Annotated in this window: 12 protein-coding genes; 3 read left to right on the plus strand and 9 right to left on the minus strand. The window is 67.5% G+C overall.

The features are described from left to right. Nucleotides 1–102: 102 nt before the first annotated feature. Nucleotides 103–399 carry a PAAR domain-containing protein gene (locus LG3211_RS11320; RefSeq protein WP_057942937.1) on the plus strand — a complete coding sequence of 99 codons (297 nt, stop codon included), beginning with the start codon at nucleotides 103–105 and terminating at the stop codon, nucleotides 397–399. Between the two features lie 505 nt (nucleotides 400–904). Here the strand turns inward: LG3211_RS11320 and LG3211_RS11325 are convergent. The 9 genes from LG3211_RS11325 to LG3211_RS26795 all read right to left on the minus strand — a co-directional run bounded on the left by LG3211_RS11325 (nucleotide 905) and on the right by LG3211_RS26795 (nucleotide 14,435). Beyond that, nucleotides 905–3,292: a hypothetical protein gene (locus LG3211_RS11325; protein ID WP_057942938.1), complete on the minus strand. Its 2,388-nt coding sequence runs from the start codon at nucleotides 3,290–3,292 to the stop codon at nucleotides 905–907. 42 nt (nucleotides 3,293–3,334) lie between these two features. Next, on the minus strand, nucleotides 3,335–3,979 hold the full coding sequence (locus LG3211_RS11330; RefSeq protein WP_057942939.1) for a peptidoglycan-binding domain-containing protein: 645 nt from the start codon (nucleotides 3,977–3,979) through the stop codon (nucleotides 3,335–3,337). 12 nt (nucleotides 3,980–3,991) lie between these two features. Then, nucleotides 3,992–6,280, minus strand: coding sequence for a type VI secretion system tip protein TssI/VgrG (gene tssI / locus LG3211_RS11335; protein ID WP_083512477.1), 2,289 nt, complete (start codon nucleotides 6,278–6,280; stop codon nucleotides 3,992–3,994). Nucleotides 6,281–6,410: 130 nt separating this feature from the next. After that, entirely contained in the window at nucleotides 6,411–9,074 is a 2,664-nt protein-coding gene (gene tssH, locus LG3211_RS11340; protein ID WP_222837607.1) for a type VI secretion system ATPase TssH, read from the minus strand. After that, complete coding sequence (gene tssG / locus LG3211_RS11345; RefSeq protein ID WP_057942941.1) at nucleotides 9,065–10,171, minus strand: type VI secretion system baseplate subunit TssG; 1,107 nt, start codon at nucleotides 10,169–10,171, stop codon at nucleotides 9,065–9,067. The genes tssH and tssG overlap by 10 nt, the downstream gene beginning before the upstream one ends. 10 nt (nucleotides 10,172–10,181) lie before the next feature. Beyond that, nucleotides 10,182–12,017 carry a type VI secretion system baseplate subunit TssF gene (tssF, locus tag LG3211_RS11350; protein WP_057942942.1) on the minus strand — a complete coding sequence of 612 codons (1,836 nt, stop codon included), beginning with the start codon at nucleotides 12,015–12,017 and terminating at the stop codon, nucleotides 10,182–10,184. A gap of 167 nt (nucleotides 12,018–12,184) precedes the next feature. Continuing rightward, nucleotides 12,185–13,174 carry a phosphate/phosphite/phosphonate ABC transporter substrate-binding protein gene (gene phnD, locus LG3211_RS11355; protein WP_057945424.1) on the minus strand — a complete coding sequence of 330 codons (990 nt, stop codon included), beginning with the start codon at nucleotides 13,172–13,174 and terminating at the stop codon, nucleotides 12,185–12,187. 165 nt (nucleotides 13,175–13,339) lie between these two features. Next, nucleotides 13,340–14,026, minus strand: coding sequence for a LuxR C-terminal-related transcriptional regulator (locus tag LG3211_RS11360; RefSeq protein WP_057942943.1), 687 nt, complete (start codon nucleotides 14,024–14,026; stop codon nucleotides 13,340–13,342). A gap of 79 nt (nucleotides 14,027–14,105) precedes the next feature. Further along, nucleotides 14,106–14,435 carry a hypothetical protein gene (locus LG3211_RS26795; RefSeq protein WP_222837608.1) on the minus strand — a complete coding sequence of 110 codons (330 nt, stop codon included), beginning with the start codon at nucleotides 14,433–14,435 and terminating at the stop codon, nucleotides 14,106–14,108. A gap of 19 nt (nucleotides 14,436–14,454) precedes the next feature. Here LG3211_RS26795 and LG3211_RS11365 point away from each other — a divergent pair, with 19 nt between their 5' ends. Both LG3211_RS11365 and tssK read left to right on the plus strand, forming a co-directional pair. Beyond that, nucleotides 14,455–15,273, plus strand: a complete 819-nt coding sequence (locus LG3211_RS11365; RefSeq protein WP_222837609.1) for a TraB/GumN family protein — start codon at nucleotides 14,455–14,457, stop codon at nucleotides 15,271–15,273. 67 nt (nucleotides 15,274–15,340) lie between these two features. Further along, on the plus strand, nucleotides 15,341–16,750 hold the full coding sequence (gene tssK / locus LG3211_RS11370; RefSeq protein WP_057942945.1) for a type VI secretion system baseplate subunit TssK: 1,410 nt from the start codon (nucleotides 15,341–15,343) through the stop codon (nucleotides 16,748–16,750).

Below are 16,750 nucleotides of genomic sequence, written 5' to 3' on the forward strand. Positions count from 1 at the left end.
CGAAATGCATATCGCCAAGCCGCCGATGCGGGCCGAGAATCGATTGTATGAAGCGGTGCGCACGTACCTGATTTTCACTCCACGACACAGACGGAAACGCTTATGCCTCCCGCAGCCCGACTCGGCGACATGCATGTTTGCCCGATGGCGACGCCGGGAACGCCGCCGGTGCCGCACGTCGGCGGCCCGATCCTGCCGGCCTGCTGCCCGACCGTCCTGGTCGGCGGACAGCCGGCCGCGCGTATCGGCGACATGGCGCTGTGCGTCGGCCCGCCGGATGTGATCGCGCAAGGCTCGCCCACCGTCATGATCGGCGGCATGCCCGCGGCGCGGATCGGCGATGCAACCGCGCACGGCGGCAAGATCGTGCAGGGTTGTCCGACGGTGATGATCGGGTAGCGCGTTGTTGATCGTGCGGAGATGGCGTCCATTTATCGTCGCGTTGTTGAGCGAGTCAGACACAGCGCCCCCGCCTACCGTCATTCCCGCGAAGGCGGGAATCCAGAGGCTTCAGCGCGATACTTCCAGTTAGTCATTCCCGCGAAGGCGGGAATCCAGTGCCTTTCGAGCGAAAGAGTACGAGGCCGCAGCGTCCCTGCTTTTGCCGTCATTCCCGCGAAGGCGGGCTCCGCTTTACTTCGGCGTAGCCGAACATCCAGGGCCTTTCGTGCGAAAGAGTACGAAGCCGCGGCGTCCCTGCTTTTGCCGTCATTCCCGCGAAAGCGGGAATCCAGGGCTTTTCGTGCGAGAACGCTTGAAGTCACTGGATGTTCGGCTACGCCGAAGTAAAGCGGAGCCCGCCTTCGCGAGAATGACGGTCTGGGGGATGGCGCTGAAGTCGCTGGATGTTCGGCTGCGCCGAAGTAAAGCGGAGCCCGCCTTCGCGGGAATGACGAATGGAGGCTCAGAAAGGCAGCGACGGCGCCGCGGCCGCAGCCGGCGGCGCGGCGGCGGGTTGATTGCGCGCCGCGATAGCCTCGGCTTCTGTCTCCGGCCTCACCCGTCCGGCCTGTTGAATTTCGCCGGGCGCGACCGGTTTGGCCGTGCCGTCGCGTACGCGCGGCGCCGAGATCGGACCGCTGCCGGTCGGGGCTTGCGCCGGCGGCGGCGCGTCTTCTTTGTCTTCGCCTTTGGCCGCCTGGATGAGCTCGTTCGGGGCTCTGCCGATGGTATCGGCGAGACGTCCGGCCTCACCTTCCTTGCGACCAGCCAATCCCGTCACGTCGTTCCAGCTGCTGACCGACTCGTTCGGATCCGTAAGTTTTCCGGCTTGCCCGGTGATAGAGCGCTCCTGATCGTCGAGCTTATTCTCCACGCGCCGGCTGCCCGCATCGATATCCTCGCCCGCCCGACGGACGTCGTTCTTGGTGTTCTGGATGCCGCGCGCAATGGCGCCGGCCTGGCGGATCTTCTCGTCGACCGGATTCCAGACCATGCCGGCGACCTGGTCGCCGATGCCGAAGATCTTCAGCACCAGGTTGAACACCGGGAAGGTCAGGTTGCGCATCAACAGCGCGGCCAGCATCGGCAGGCGACCGAGATAGGCCTCCATGGTCAGGCAGGACTTGCCCGCGCAATCGGCCTGCGCGGCGGCCAGTTCCTTGTGCAGGTCCTCGGCGAGGAATTCGATCAGCGCATCGATGTAATGGCCGTTGTCGCGAATGAAGTCGCGAACCAGATCGGCGGCCTTGTTCTCCAGCGCCGATATGCCGGGCAGGCCGCCGCTGGCGAGGCTGCCGCGGCTCAGATCGTCGATCATGCGCGTGCCGCGTTCTTTCATGTCCGCTTCGTTATTGCGGCCCGGCGCGGAGCCTTTGCCGAAGATCCACGCCCAGATCAGATCGACGATCTTGCCGGCGACCGCGTCGTGGGTGGCGGCCAGGATCAGCGCCGGATCGGGCAGGCCCAGGCGCCCATGCAGATGGCTGTAGACCTTGGGCAGCAACACCATGGCGATGTCGGCGATCACGCCGACGCCGGTCTGCATGAAACCCGGCAGCGGCTTGCCCGCGCCCAGCAAGGCTTCGCCGAGCGCCTGCGCCATCAACGGCGCGAGCGCCGGCAGCGGTGGTTGCGCTTGCGGCTTGCCGTTCAAGGCGGCGATCGCCGCGCTCAATGCCGCGGCGCTGCCTTCGGGCAGGTTGGACCGCTCCGATTCGGTGGTGGCCAGCCAACCGGTGATGTCGCCGGCTTTTCCGCGTGCTTCCTTGCGCGCGTCGCGAATCGCTTTTTGCACACCGCCCAGAGCGCCGGCCGCATCATCGACCGGCGCGCTGCCGCCGACCAGCGGCAGGCCGCGCAGGCTACGTTGCGCGTTTTCCAGCGTCTGTTCGACGTCGCTGTCTTCGCCGACCGTCTCGCCCTGTTTCTCGCCGAGCAGGAACCAGATATCGAAGCCGGGCTTGCGCTGCTGCGCGATCGCCTGGATCGAATAGTCGTGGCAGGCCTTGATGATGTCCCACTCGTAGGCCTGCCGCGAGGCGCGGTACATCGCCTGGTAGGCGTCTTGCACCTTGAACAGCCATTCGGGAATCTTCGCCACGACCTCGGGAATGCCGGCGCCGCCGGCGAGGCTGCTCAGGCCGGGAATCGACGGCAGTCCCATCCCGCCGCCGGCCGCGGGCTGCAGCGCGGTCTTGCAGGTTTCGTGCAGCGTGGCCCAGGCCTCGGCCAGTTTCACGCCGGCCGCGTGCACCTCGGGGTAGCCGGGCGCGTCGACGTTGACCGGATCGGCGGCGGCGCGGATTGCGTCCAGTACGGGGTCGATCGCTTCCGGGCCGCTTGAGGCCTGCGCCTTGCCGCCGAGCAGGGAGCCGGCGGTGTCGAGCATCGCGCCGGCCGCGCCCTTGCTCGCCTTGGCCTGCTCCAGCACGCGCTGCGCGGCGCGTGCGAAGGAGTAGATCAAAACGTCCTCGCGGATCAGCGCGTCGCGCATGGCGATGCCGTGGGCGGCGGACTCCCCGGGAAAGCGGTCGGCATGATCGTCGTGGGCGAAGCTCAGGTGCACGAACTGCAGCGGCTTGCGCGCATCGAAGGGCACGTGCGAACCGGGTTTGGCCTGCGTTCCCGGATCGGAGCCCACCGGTTCGGGCTGCGCGGCGATGCTGGCCGCTTTCGACAGACGCGGATCGAGCGCCTCGCCGGCGATGTAATGCGCCGTCGCCGACGCGCCGCCGCCCGATTGCCCGGTCAATCCTCCGGCGACGGCATCGATCGCGTCGCCGACGACGTTGTCGGTCAGGGTGTCGGTGACGCCTTTGGCGGCATTGCCGGCGTTGCTGATGATTCCCATGGCGGTCTCCGTTCCGGCGATGCGCGCTGCGCCGGACAATGGCTAGACATGCAAGGCGTCGAGACGGGCGCGGGTTTCCTCGTCGGCCTCGCCGGACTCGGCCAGGCCCTGCGCGCGCTGGAAGCGCAGCAGGGCGTCGCGCGTGGCCTCGCCGATGTCGCCGTCCTCGCCGCCGCAGTGAAAGCCCAGATTGTTCAAACGATGCTGCAGACCGCTGGCCAGTCCGGACGGGTCCAGCAATCCGATCTCGACGCTGTAGCTTTCGCTGCCGTCGCCGAAGCTCAGCGCGGCTGCGCGCGTTTCGCCCGGGATCGGCTGATCGATCTTGCCGTCGCCGTCGGTCTTGCCGTGGATCACCTTGTCGCCGAACACCAGCGTGAACGCTTCGTTGCGGCGCGGCTCGCCGCTGTCGAGCATCTGCAGCTTCAGCCGCGTCGGCTCGCCGCGGCGCTTGAACCGGTGGCGGGCGTCGGCCGGCTTGGCGATCTGCTTGTCGCCTTTCTCCGGAAGGAACAGCACGTCGCCCTCGACCAGCTGGTTCGGGTTCTTGCGCTTGGCCTTGAGCTTGGCGTTGTTGCCGTGCTCCCACAGCGTCCGCCACAGGAAGCCGCGCTCCTTGGCGATCGAGGCCAGGCTCTCGCCTTTGCCGATCACGTGCCGCTCGCCCGCGGAAGCATCGCTAGCCATGGTCGGTCTCCGTCATTCCCACGCATCCTTGTCGAGATCCGGGAAGCCGATCTGGCAATCGCCCGGGTCGATGTTGGCGACTTTCAGCAGGCCCTTTTCGTCGGTGGTGCCGCCGCTGATCGAGCCATCGGGCAGGGTGATCTGCACGCGTTCGCCGGCGACGGGCCGGCCGGCCTCATCGACCAGCTCGACTTCGATCCAATGCGTCTTGTCTTTGTTTTCGTCCGAATCGGGATCGTAATTGGACCGGTCCGGCGGCTTGCCCGGACGCTTGTCGCCCAGCGGCGAGGCTTCCGGCTTCTGCCCGGGCTTGGCGCTGGCCGCGGCCGCCGCCGCGGTCGCCGCCAGCGGCGGCACCAGCGAGGCGGCCGATCCGGACGCGGGCGCGCCGCCGCTGTTGACCAGCACCATCGCGCCGACGATGGCGACGCCGGCCGGCGAAAGAGTGACGTGGTTGCCGCCGACCTTGAGCGTGAGCATGGCGCCGGCCTCGATCACCACGTTGGCGCCGGCGTTGAGGTAGTAATTCATGGCGACCTGTTCGCTGTGGCTCTGGAACGATTCGCCGACCGCGCCGTCCACTTTCAGCGACTTGGATCCGGCGATCTTGATCGCCTGCTTGCCTTTCACGGCGAGGTGATCGTCGCCCTCGATTTCGCTCACGCGGTCCTTCTTGACGAAGCTGTGATGGCTGCGATGGGTTTCTTCCAGGCGATCGCGCTTCACCACCAGGCTGCGGTCGTTCTCCACCCATTCGCGGCGGTCGTTGCCCACGCGCAGGTCCATGTCCTTTTGCGCGTGCAGGAACAGTTGTTCTTCGCCTTTCTTGTCCTCGAAGCGGATCTCGTTGAAACCCTCGCCGCCCTTGCTGGAATAGGTCTTGAAGGTGGACTTGGTCGCTTCCGCCGGCAAGGCGTAAGGCGGCATGTTCTCGCCGTTGTACAGGCAGCCGACCACGATGGGCTGATCCGGATCGCCTTCCAGGAAATCGACCAGCACCTCCATGCCGATGCGCGGGACGAACATCGCGCCCCATTGCTTGCCGGCCCACATCTGCGCCACGCGCAGCCAGCACGAGCTCTTGTCGTCGGCGCTCGGCGTGCGGTCCCAGCGGAACTTCACCTTGACCCGGCCGTATTTGTCCGTGTGGATCTCCTCGCCCGGCGGGCCCACCACCACCGCGGTCTGCGGCCCGCGCAGATGCGCCTTGCGCGTGAGCAGCGGCGCGCGGTACTGCACGCGGTGCGGGATCATGGAAAAGCGGTTGTCGTATCCGCTGTCCTGATCGCTGCCCAGATTGTTGCGGCCGCGGTGCTCCACCGCGACGACCAGATAGTCTTCGTTGAGCGCGTCCTCCGGATGCCGCTCCAGCCCGAACACATGCCCGGGCATCAGGGTGCGCACGTCGCTGGTGGCATCCAGCAAGTCCTGATCGGCTTCCTCCGACTCGATCATCACCCGCGCCAAGCCCTCGCCGAGGGCGCGATCGGTGTAGCCGCCGGGATGCACGAAGCGTTCGTAGTTGCTGTTGTCGCCGATGTGCACCAGCGAATCGACGCTGACTTCCAGATCGGTGCTGGGGCGTTCGAAATCGTAGTCGCGCAGCACCACGCGCCCGGTGTGGATGCGCTCGCGGCGCTTGAGCGCGGTGACGCAGTCCGATGCCTCGGCCATGGCCAGGTCGTGGAAGGGCAGCGTGTCCGGTTCCAGCCGCGGGTTATGGTCGCGGTTGTCGGTGAGCACCAGGGTTTCGGTTTCCGGCTCGTGGCGGAAGAAGTAGTAGATGCCGGCGCGCTCCAGCAGCCGCGAGATGAAGGCGAAATTGGTTTCCCGGTACTGCACGCAATAGGTCAGCGGCGGGTGTTCGCCGGACAGGCGCAGCTCGTAATCGGTGAACTGGAATTGCTTGAACACCTCCTCGACGATGTCCGGGATCGACTTGTCCTGGAAGATGCGCGAGTCCTCGTGCTGCAGCATGAACCACAGCCACGGCACCAGATCGCATTCGTAGGCGTAGAACTCGCCTTGCGCGCCCTCCGGCGCCGGCGTGGCGCCGACGCGCGAGAAGCGCGACATCAGGCCGGTGAAGTGGCGCTCGCCGTCCATGGTCTCGATGCACAGGGTCGAGCGCTTGCCGATCACGTCCTCGGGCTGGATATCGTCGCGGTCGGAAATCAGGTCCAGGCTGAACTCGAACGGGCGCGACAACGCCTCGCGCCCCTGGACCCCGCGCACCAGCAGCGCGTCCTCGCCGAGCGGACAGCGCAGCTGGAACATCCGGTGTTGTGTCGACAAGGGCATGCCAGGGCGCTCCGGGGGATGCCGTTATGCTGGTCGGCGCGCGGGCGCGCGACCAGTGGCAAGACGGCTTAGGCCATGCGTCATAGCGCGGCGGTTCGGGGTTGCGTGTTCATCGCGGGCGGGCGGCCGCTCACTCCAGGCTGTAGGCGAAACGACCGTGCGCGTCGATGCCGGCATGGATGCGGCTGAGGGCGGCGCCGCGGCTCATCCGCGTCAACACCTCGGCGGCGACTTCCGGCAGCAGGCTGCCGGTGAGGATGTTGTCGATATTGCGGGCGCCGGAATCGACCTCGGTGCAACGCGCGGCCACCGCGTCCACCAGGGCGTCGTCGTAGTCGAAACGCGCACCGTGGTTGGCCTGGATGCGGCGGGCGATCTTGCCCAGCTTCAGGCGCACGATCTTGCGCATGTTGGCGTCGTCCAGCGGATAGAACGGAATCACCGTGGTGCGGCCGAGGAAGGCCGGCTTGAAGACGCGGTTGAGCTCGGGTTTGAGCAGTTCGTTGAGGCGTTCGACCGAGGGCAGGCCGCCGTCGGGCAGGGCATCGGCGCCGCGGCAGGCCTGCATGACCAGATCGGTGCCGGCGTTGGAGGTGAGGATGATGACGGTATTGCGGAAATCGATCTCGCGGCCTTCGCCATCCTCCATGCGGCCCTTGTCGAAGACCTGGAAGAACAGTTCCAGCACGTCGGGATGGGCTTTCTCGATTTCGTCCAGCAACACCACCGAGTAGGGCCGCCGCCGCACCGCCTCGGTCAGCACGCCGCCTTCGCCGTAGCCGACATAGCCCGGCGGCGAGCCCTTGAGGCTGGAAACGGTATGCGCCTCCTGGTATTCGCTCATGTTGATGGTGATCATGCTGCGCTCGCCGCCGTACAGCATTTCGGCCAGGGCGATCGCGGTTTCGGTCTTGCCCACGCCGGAGGTGCCGACCAGCAGGAACACGCCCTTGGGCTTGTTCGGATCTTCCAGGTTCGCGCGCGAGGTGCGCACGCGCTGGGCGATGGCTTCCAGCGCGTGGCCCTGGCCGATCACGCGCTGTTCCAGATGCTCGCGCAGGTTGAGCACGGTCTGGATTTCGTCGGCGACCATGCGCCCGACCGGAATGCCGGTCCAGCCGGCGATGATCTGCGCCACCGCGGTGGCGTCGACCACCGGCAGCACCATCGGCGCTTCGCCCTGCAGCCCGCGCAGCTCGGCGTGCAAGGCATCCAGTTCCGAGACCGCCGCCGCGCGCACGGCAGCATCCGCGTCCGGCGCTTCGGCCGCATCGAGCCTTTCGTGAATCTTTGCGACGAGGTCTTTTTCGCCTTGCCAGCGGCCGTCGAGCGCTTCCAGCCGCTGCTGCAGCGCCGTGTGTTCCTCGGCCAGTTCGGCCAGGCGGGCGAGGTGATCGCCGCCGCCGGCGGTTTCGCGTTCCAGCTGCGCGCGCTCGGTGGCGATCTCCTCCATGCGCCGGCGCGTGTCTTCGACCTGGGCCGGCGTCGCGCTCTGGCCGATCGCTATCTTGGCGCAGGCGGTGTCCAGCACGCTGACCGCCTTGTCCGGAAGTTGACGTCCGGCGATGTAGCGCGAGGACAGCTTGACCGCATCGCGCACGGCTTCGTCGAGGATGCGCACGCGATGGTGCGCGGCCATCGCCCGGGCCACGCCGCGCAGCATCGCCACCGCCTTGTCGTCCTCGGGTTCGTCCACCTTGACGACCTGGAAACGGCGGGTCAGCGCCGGATCTTTCTCGAAGTATTTCTTGTACTCGCTCCATGTCGTCGCCGCGATCGTGCGCATCTCGCCGCGCGCCAGCGCCGGCTTGAGCAGATTGGCGGCATCGTTCTGGCCGGCGGCGCCGCCGGCGCCGATCAGGGTGTGGGCCTCGTCGATGAACACGATGATCGGCTTCGTGCTGGATTTCACTTCTTCGATCACGCCTTTCAGGCGATTTTCGAATTCGCCCTTGACGCTGGCCCCGGCCTGCAGCAGGCCCAGATCCAGCGACAACAGTTCCACGTTGCGCAGCGGCGGCGGCACCTCGGCGGCGGCGATGCGCGCGGCCAGGCCTTCGACGACCGCGGTCTTGCCGACGCCGGCCTCGCCGGTGAGGATGGGATTGTTCTGGCGCCGCCGCATCAGCACGTCGATCATCAGGCGGATCTCGCCGTCGCGGCCGAGCACCGGATCGAGTTTGCCGTCGCGGGCGCGCTGGGTGAGGTTCTGGCAATACTGGTCGAGATTGGGCGTGGCGCTGGGCCGGCCGCCGGCGCTGGCGGCGTCGGCCGAAGCCGGCGTACCGCCGGTGTCGCCCAGTGCGCGCGCGTCGCGCGCTTCCACCGAGGCGTCGACCAGGGCGTGGAAATTCTGCAGCAGCGTCTCCAGGTTGATGGGCGCCAACGCTGCCGCGACATTGCCCAGCAGGCGCCGCAGTTCGGCGTCGGCGAGCAGCGCCACCAGCAGATGGCCGCTGCGTACGCGCGCCTCGCCGAATTCGATCGAGGCCCAGGCCCAGCCGCGTTCGAGCAACAAGGGTATATGCGGCGACAGGGCGGGCGTGCGCTGATTGCCGGACTTCAATCCGTCCAGCGCCTGCGCGAGCGCCTGTTCGACGCGCTCGGGCGCGATGTCGAACTGGCGCAGGATGCGCCGCAGGTCGCTGTTGTCGACTTCCAGCAGCTTGAGCAGCACGTGTTCGATCTCGACATCGTAGTGGCTGCGCGACAGGCACAGGCCGGCGGCGCTTTCGACCGCGCCGCGGCAGGTGGTATTGAGGCGTCCCACCAGGGAACGCAGGTTCAGCGCCATGACTGGCCTCCCATTGCGGAAAAGTGGAATTCGCATTCGTCGGCCGACGCGGCGCCGCGGCGTCCGCGCAGCCAGGTGTTCCAACCCAGTTGCGGGCGATCGGCGCCGCGTTCTCCCAGCGCCAGCGGCGGAACCTCATCCGCGCGCAGCGACAGCTCGATGCGCAGGTCCAGCGCCAGACCGGTGAGGAAGCGCGCCAGCTCGACCACGTCCGACAGCAACTCGCCGCGCGGCAGCAAGCGGCGGAAACTCGCGCGGTCCAGCGGGCCGATGCGCAAGCGCAAGGTGGTCTGGCGATCCCAGAAGCGATCGCCCAACAGACAGCCGCCGGCCAAGGCCGATGTCGCGCGGCCCAGGCGCGTGCGGTCGGCCGCCGGCACCCGTTGCCAGGTGCCCAGACAGCCTTCGACCGCGACCGGCGCGCCGACCACATCGCCGACCACCTGCGACAAGGCACCGGCGCCGTGGGGGCGTTGCGAGATCAGTCCGGCGAAATAGGCGGTGGCCGCGCCGGGCAGGCGCGGCTGCGCAGGCGCGCTCTTTGCCGATGGCTGCCGTACCTGCACGCGCGCCTGCAGCGCGGGCGTGCCCAGACCGATCAGGTGATGGACGTAGTGCAGCGGCGAATTGCGGAAGCCGAACTCCAGGCCGATGTCGGCGCGATACTTGCCCCACGCGCGCCAGAACAGGGTGATCAGGCGATGGTTGAACAGGTCGAGAAAATCCTGCGCGGCGCGGTCGCGCTGCGCGCCCTGCGCGATCAGCCATTCGGTGTAGTGGCGCGGCAGCACGCCCGATGGGCCGGTGAGGCCGAGAAAATGCACGCGCATGCGCCAACCGCCGGCGTTGTCGGCTTCCAGCGCGGCCAGTTCGGCCGGAGGAAAATTCAACGAGGCCGGGGTGAGGAAACGCAAGGGCCCGGGCCGCGCCGCACTGCCGCGGGCGTCGAAGTCGTGCGCGCGGTAGATCAGCCGCACGGCCTGGAAGAATCCGAACGCCTGCGGATCCTCGCGCAGTCTTTCGATCGGCGCGACCGGCCGCTCGCTGCCCGCCGTGGAGGCTATCGGTGGCGGCGGCAAGGACACGGTGTCGGCCATGGCGCGCCGCTCACACCAGCGGCAGCGCGCCGGCGCGCGGCGCGAACCCGGCCAGCAGGCCTTCGCGCTGCTGCGAGCGCACGCTCAGGCGGGTGTAGGAGTTGGAGGTGCAATACAGGCCGAAGAACACGTCCAGCACGCGCGCCAGCAGGTACACGCCGCCGCCGACGTACTGGCTCTCGTCGAAGGTCAGCTCGACATCGGTGCCGCGCACGAAGGCCTGCCGTGGCGCACGGCCGATGCGCGTCACCGACGGCCGGCTGTCGACATCGACGATGCCGGCGATCTGTTTGCGCAGGCTGGCCGAATCGGCGTAGTTGTACAGGCTGAGAATTTCCAGCAGCGCCTCGCGTCCGCCGCCGACGATCGACAGGTGATTCAAGGCCAGATGCGAGATCAGCCGCCACTGATTGGCCATGCGCATCGGCGCACGCCAGGTGGCGGTGGGTTTCTTCAGCAGGCGCGCTTGCGCGATCACGCCGCCTTGTTCGACCTGCAACAGGCTTTCCTCGCCGCCGAACGGCAGCTGCGAGGGCAGGTCGCGGTTGGTGCAGGTCAGCGACAGGGACAGGGTGTCCACCGCCGGCACGTGCGGATTCATGTCGCGGTCGACCAGGGCGATGCTCATTTCGCTGCCGTCGTCGTTCGGCCGCGATGAGGGATGGCGCTGGGTGTACCAATGGCATCCCTCGTCGCTGTCGTGCAGGCCGTGGCGGATCGAATAGAACGGTACGAAATCCACGACATTGGCCTGATCGGCGGTGCGGCTGAACTTGCGCACCGAATCGACCGAATACACTTCCAGCCCCTGCGGGCGGCGCACGTCGGCAATCACCGGGTATTCGTGGCGCTGCTGGCTCAGGCGGATCGGTTCGGCCTGCTGCTTGAACAGGTTGACGATCGGCGTGCAGTTGAGACGGAAGGTGTCCGGGCCCACCGCCTGCTCCAGCCGCGGCAGGCGCTCCTGGCGGCCGAAGGGCTGGATCTCGAACACCAGCTCGACTGCGTCTTCGAATCGCGACAAATCCAGGCCGTCGAGTTCGAAGAACAGGAACTTCTCCGGCAGCACGAAATATTCCTGGATCAGGCGATAGCCGAGGAAGGAGCGTGCGTCGTAGTCGAGCAGGCCTTCGTCTTCGCCGAAGCCGACCGCGCGCAGCGATTCGCGCGACAATTGCAGCGGCGGCGTCTGCGGCGAGCCGTTCGGCGCGCGCAGACAGATCGCGGCGGTGGCGTTCAGCAGGATTTCGTACAGGGCGTGCGTCACCGGGCTTTCGCCGTCCAGGTAGACGCGCAGCTTGCGCAGATCGAGTTGAGACAGCGGCGTTTGCCCCTGCGCCTCCAGCCGGATCCGCAGCGTCGCCACGCTGCCGGGGCGGTGCAGCGCGAACGCCGAACGCTCGGCGGACTCCAGCCGGGCGTCGGCGACGCGCAGCGGCCAGATGTCGACCGGATAGGCCGTGCGATAGCGCACCGGCACGCCGTTCACCGGCCGGCTCAACAAGGCGGTACCGCGCGGCAGGTGTTGCATCGCGGTCAGTTCGGCGCCGGCGCTCGGCCGCAGCTGCGCGATCGACATCGACGGCACCGGCCGCAGGAAGTGCGGATACAGCACCGACAGCAGCGCCTCGGTGATCTGCGGGAATTCGTCGTCGAGCTTCTTGTGGATGCGCGCGGTCAGGAAGGCGAACGATTCGATCATCCGCTCGACGTGCGGGTCCTCGCAGACATCGCCTTCCAGCATCAGCCGCGAAGCGATCTTGGGATAACGCCCCGCGAACTCCTTCGAGAGCCGGCGCAGGTACGTCAGTTCGTTCTCGTAGTAAGGCAGCAGCTCATCGAGCATGGCGGGACGCGCGCTTCCGCGGTCGGGCGGATCGTGCGATTGGGGGACAGGCGCTCAGGCTAGGGGCGTGAGCCGGCAGGGGCCATTTGCCGAACGGACTATGCCTTACGGCGTCGCGCGGATTGGCCGCGTCCGGCTGGGGTGATCTGGCCGCCTGTTCGTCGGCGTTAGCGCGTGAGTTGCCTTTCGATGCGGTCGTGCTCGGCGCGCAGGCGCTCGAGGCGGGCGCGTTTGGCGTTTTCGTCGATCCAGCGCGCGGAGTGCGCCTGCTGCATCTCCAGGATGTATTCGATCTCCTCGAACGGCAGCAGCGCGCGGTTGTCGGCGGCCTCGAATCCGGACAATTCGTGGATCTTCAGCAGGTTGCGGCGTTCCCGCACGGCATCGCCGCCGCGTCCGTAGTCGATCAGAAACCGCCGGACCGCCGCGCGCGTTTCCGCCGGCAGCGAGCGCGAGACCACCAGGACCGCGTGCGGGATCAGGTCGGACTGCCACAGCACGCGCAACTGGGCATGCTGGCGCGGGAAGCGCACGGCGAAACGTTCGAGATCGGCGTCGTTGTTGCTGGCGACATCGACCTCGCCGTTGGCGACGGCGAGGGCGTTGTTCTGGTGATTGTTGATGGTGACCGATTTGAAGAACAGATCGGAGCTGAGGTCGCGGCGCGCGAACAGCTGCGCTTCGGGGACGAGATAGCCGGAGACCGACAGCGGTTCGCTGCGCGCGTAGCGCCATCGGCCCGGAGCGGCGAGCAGCGTCGCCAGATTGCGGATCGGCCCGCTGCGCCGTGCGATCAGTACCGAACGATAGCCCGGAGTGCCGTCGAGGCGGGTAAGCCGGACCGAAACCTGCATGTTGTTGTTGAGCACAGAGTCCAGCGCGAGCTTGCCCGACAGGAAGGCGACGTCCACGCGGCCCGCGGCGATGGCTTGGTGCATGCCCTCGTAAGTGCTCACCGACACGCTTTCCACCGGGCGGTTCAGCGCCTTCGCCAGGTCGTCGAGCAGCGCTTGCCAGTCCTGCCTGGATTCGGCCGGACCGCCGGTGGGCAGGATCCCGAACCGCAGCGGCGTTGCCTGCGCGGCAGGCACGGGCTGCGCAGGAGGGGCAGCGGCGGCCGCTCCGGCGATGCCGATGCACAGCAGCAAGGACCACACGCGGGCAAGCCTCAGACGCATGAACGCGGACGAGAACGGTCGCACTGGAATTGTCGTCTCGGGGGGAAAGAGCGTTATATCACCGCGGGGAGGGCCGGCGTCATCTCGCGGGGCCGGGAGCGGCGTTCATACGCGGGCAGCGCAGCGCCGGGACCGTGACGAAAATCACGGCTCGACCAAACGACGCGAGGCCACCACGGCCTCGACCCGGTTGCGAACGTTGAGCGCGCGAAAAATGGCGGCCAGGTGGATCTTGACCGTGCCTTCGCTGATGCCGAGGTTGCGCGCGATCAGTTTGTTGGGCTTGCCCTGCGACAGCAGGCGCATGACGTCGATCTGGCGCTCGGTGAGGATCTGGCGCAGGCCGTCGAGCGAGTGCTGCTCGACGGTCGCGGACAGGTTGCGCGCCGCGGCCGGCATTTCGACCGCGGGCGTCCAGCCGCGCGCCTGGACCCCGGCGAGCAGCAACGGCGGCACGTACACGCCGCCCGACAGCACCAGGCGCACGGCCGACAGCATGACGTCGGGCGAATAGGCCTTGGGGATGAAGCCCTGGACGCCGAGTTCGAGCAGCGTGCGGATCAGCTCGGTGTCCTCCGATCCCGACAGCACGATGATCGGCACGTCCGCGGCGACACGGCGCATTTCGGCGATGTGGCGATGCCCCTGCGCGCCGGGCATGGAGATATCGATGATCGCCAGATCCAGTGGGCTGTCGGGTCGGTTCACCACCGCGTCGAACTCGGCGATGTTCATCGCCACGACGAATTCGACCTGGTGCTCGAGCTCGGACAGTTTGGTCTTGACGCCCTCGACGATGAGGCGATGGTCGTCGGCAATCAGTACTCTCATGGGACTCTCATCACTTGGATCCTCAGCGAACGCCCCATGCGCCGCCACCCCGGATGGACGGATGGATGGCTGCGCAGACTCAGCGCGACGATAGTCCGCGCCCGCCGCGCCGGCAATAGCGGGCACCGCACCAAAGGCATAGCGCCAACGGGATATGGCCGTCGCCGCCGCGCTCGCGAAAGATGAGCCGCCTGATCCTCAAGTGACTGCTTGTGACGATGCTGCCGCTGCCCTGGCTAAGATCCGCGTCGATTCCGCGCGTTGGCGGAGCATGTGTGCTGGCCGTCGCGGCGCTGGTGTGCGGATGCACGCGCACCGCGGCGCTGGCGGCGAAGCCCGAGCCTGCGCAGATACCGGTATCGATTCCGCAGCCGCCTTCGTCGCCCTCGCGCGGCATCTTGTTCCGCATCGAGCCTGCGCAAGCGGTAATGCCCGCAGCCGCGGATGCGTCCGCGCCCCAGACGCGATCCCCGCCGCCGCGGGCGAGCAGCTACCTGTTCGGCACCATTCACTTCGGCAACGATGAAGAACTGGGACTAAGTCCGGAGCTTCTGGCCTCGGCGCTGTCGTCGTCGTTCACGCTGGTGAACGAGATCGATCTGGCCGCGCCCGGCGACGGCGATCTGGACCGCTATCGCTGGTTGCCGCCGGAGCAGTCGCTGTCTGCGCTCATCAGCGCCGAGGGCTTCGCCATGGCGCAAACCTTGCTGCCGCAGATTCCGCCGCCGACCTTGCAGCGGATGAAACCGTGGATGGTGCTGGCGCTGCTGGAGGCGCGCGGCGAGCAGGCCGGCGAGCAGACCCTGGACGATCGCCTGCAACGCATCGCTTCCGAGCGCGGCATGCGCATCGTGCACCTGGAGACGGCCGAGGACCAGTTGCGCGCGCTCGACTGCATCGCCAGCGAAAACCAGGCGCGGGTGCTGGAAGAGCGGCTGAAGACGCCGCAGGTCATGCGCGAGATGTCCGAGCGCGCGTTGAGGCATTACCGCGAGCGCGATCTCGATGCCTGGCTGGCCGATGTCGACCGCATGGTCGGCCTGGACGGCGAGAGCAAGGACATCGAAATGCGCGCGCGCCGATGCCTGATCGAAGAACGCAACCAGCGCTGGCTGCCGGAGCTGCTCGCCTTGCTCGACCAGGGCGGCTGCTACATCGCGGTCGGAGCGATCCATCTTCCCGGCGAACACGGATTGCTGGCGGCGCTGAAGCACGCCGGCTATCGCATCGAGGCCGAACCGCTATGACGCTCGCCGTTACGACATCCGCCGCGCCGATATCGGCGCGCCATCGCCGCCGCGCGGAGGCCAGCGCATGAACCGCCATCGTCAGGTCTTCTGGGGCCAGGGCGCCTTTCTCAGCCCGCAGCACCTGCAGGCGCAGGACGCCTGGCATCAGGCGATGCGCCAGGGCGTGCAGCGGGCGATCACGCCGTATCCCTGGGGCCTGGAAACGCTGGTGCTGCGCGAGGACGCGCTGGCCAGCGGCGTGGTCGATATCGAGCAGATCGAACTGCACACCCGCGACGGAGAGCGCCTGGCCGGCGGCTCGGCGCTGGCCGGCGGCAACGCGCGCATTCCCGACCGCGCCTTGCAGGATCTGACGCCGCGCAACAACGATCCGATCGCGTTGTGGCTGGTGCTCAATCGCGAACGCACCGTGCACGGCCTGGGCCCGGCCGGGCGCCTGAGCGAGCGCCATGCGCTGGCCAGCGACAGCCTGGAAGATCCCTTCGATCCGCAGGCCCCGGCCGCCGATGTCGACTTCCTGCTGTATCAACCGATGATCGTGACCTCGCTGGACGACAACGCCGAAGTCCTGGTGCGGTCCTGCGAGGCTTACAAGTTCGCCGAAATCGTGCCGGTAGGTCCGGGCAAGTACCGATTGTCGAACGATTACGTTCCACCGCTGCTGGCGCTGCAGGCCTCGCGCAATCTCTCGCGCTGGACCCGCGCTTTGCGCGACCTGCTGACCTCGCGCGGACAGGATTTCGCCGCCAGCAAGCGCCAGCGCGGCATCCGCGCCGCCTCGACCAGCGCGCAGGAAGTGATGCGCGTGGCGATGATGCAGACCTTCGCGCGCTATATCCCGGTCTTCGCCGAGCACGTCCGGCTGGGCACGGTGCCGGCGTATGCGCTGTACCAGCAGTTGCGGGCGCTGGTCGCGGAGTTCTCCGTATTCTCGGAGGACATCGGTTATTTTGGCGGCCTGGCCGCGAATCCGGCCGAAACCGAACTGCCCGATTACGATCACGACGATCTGCGCCATTGCTTCCGCATCGCCTTCGAGCGCGCCGAGGCGTTGATCAAGGCGCTGACCGTCGGCGCCGAGGTCGGCATCGCGCTGGCCTTCGACGGCCGCTTCTACAAGGCCGACTTGCCGGCGAACCTGTTCGAATCCGACAAGACTCGCTTCTATCTGGCGTTCGAATCCGACTTGCGCGGGCAGGACCTGTTCACGCGTCTGTCGCGCACCGGCAAGATCGCCTCGACCGAGGAAATGCCGCGCCTGCTGTCGGCGGCGCTGTTCGGCCTGAAGATCGACCTGCTGCCGGTGCCGCCGGAGGAACTGCCGCAGAAGACGCCGAACACGACGTATTTCCTGGTCGATACCGCGCATCCGTTCTGGCAGATGATCAAGAACGCGCGCAACATCTGCGTGTTCTGCGATCTGCCGTCGGACGCCACCGCGATCAAGCTGTATCCGATCGGCGCGCAGGAGTAG

The organism is Lysobacter gummosus, from assembly GCF_001442805.1.
GTDB classification, from domain to species: domain Bacteria; phylum Pseudomonadota; class Gammaproteobacteria; order Xanthomonadales; family Xanthomonadaceae; genus Lysobacter; species Lysobacter gummosus.

Bases quoted from the DNA above. Each gene is read 5' to 3' on its own strand.
- tssG (WP_057942941.1), bottom strand. From the start codon at position 10,171: ATGGCCGACACCGTGTCCTTGCCGCCGCCACCGATAGCCTCCACGGCG.
- LG3211_RS26795 (WP_222837608.1), bottom strand. From the start codon at position 14,435: ATGCGGAACAAGATGCCGCGCGAGGGCGACGAAGGCGGCTGCGGAATC.
- LG3211_RS11360 (WP_057942943.1), bottom strand. From the start codon at position 14,026: ATGAGAGTACTGATTGCCGACGACCATCGCCTCATCGTCGAGGGCGTC.
- tssH (WP_222837607.1), bottom strand. From the start codon at position 9,074: ATGGCGCTGAACCTGCGTTCCCTGGTGGGACGCCTCAATACCACCTGC.
- tssF (WP_057942942.1), bottom strand. From the start codon at position 12,017: ATGCTCGATGAGCTGCTGCCTTACTACGAGAACGAACTGACGTACCTG.
- tssK (WP_057942945.1), top strand. From the start codon at position 15,341: ATGAACCGCCATCGTCAGGTCTTCTGGGGCCAGGGCGCCTTTCTCAGC.
- LG3211_RS11320 (WP_057942937.1), top strand. From the start codon at position 103: ATGCCTCCCGCAGCCCGACTCGGCGACATGCATGTTTGCCCGATGGCG.
- LG3211_RS11325 (WP_057942938.1), bottom strand. From the start codon at position 3,292: ATGGGAATCATCAGCAACGCCGGCAATGCCGCCAAAGGCGTCACCGAC.
- tssI (WP_083512477.1), bottom strand. From the start codon at position 6,280: ATGCCCTTGTCGACACAACACCGGATGTTCCAGCTGCGCTGTCCGCTC.
- LG3211_RS11330 (WP_057942939.1), bottom strand. From the start codon at position 3,979: ATGGCTAGCGATGCTTCCGCGGGCGAGCGGCACGTGATCGGCAAAGGC.
- LG3211_RS11365 (WP_222837609.1), top strand. From the start codon at position 14,455: ATGCCCGCAGCCGCGGATGCGTCCGCGCCCCAGACGCGATCCCCGCCG.